This window comes from Psychromonas sp. Urea-02u-13 (assembly GCF_002835995.1).
In the GTDB taxonomy this organism is placed as follows: Bacteria; Pseudomonadota; Gammaproteobacteria; order Enterobacterales; family Psychromonadaceae; genus Psychromonas.
Window position 1 is genome coordinate 1 of record NZ_PJBZ01000255.1, and the last position, 529, is coordinate 529.

Genomic DNA, 529 nt, shown 5'->3' on the forward strand with positions numbered 1-529 from the left:
GCTGTACCTGCAATGACCGTTTTATCCGCCAGTACAATCTCTTCAATGCGGTAACGACCATCCGTATACGCATTCTCAATGGTAATTGAGTCGCCTGAATCGCCACCGCCAATTACCAATACCATATGGTTACCATCTCGGCGAATCGTTAACGCATCTTGTGTGATGCCTTCCCCTAGAACAATTTGATCCTTCTTATTGTACGAACCACCCCATACATGCCTAATATCATAATCATTAATCGTGTCGTGCCCATCACCTGTATTAAACACGTAAATATCTGCGCCAACTGCTCCCTCTAAACGGTCATTGCCTAAACCGCCTATGAACGTATTACTTGCGGCGCTACTATGAGCTTTTTGATAAGAATGATTCGTTGTGCGGTTCACTTTCAATGTATCGTCACCCGCACCACCATCAAGCGTATTATTGCCACTACCATCAACCGTTAATGTATCGTTGCCTTCACCGCCCTCGAGTTTGTCATGGCCACTTTGACCATGAAGAATGTCATCACCCAAGCCACCGT

General features: G+C 45.7%; 1 protein-coding gene. It reads right to left on the reverse strand.

Going from position 1 to position 529, the window contains the following annotated elements:
• A partial coding sequence (locus tag CXF74_RS22100) for a calcium-binding protein (protein WP_332870289.1) occupies positions 1 to 529 on the reverse strand: 529 nt, incomplete at both ends.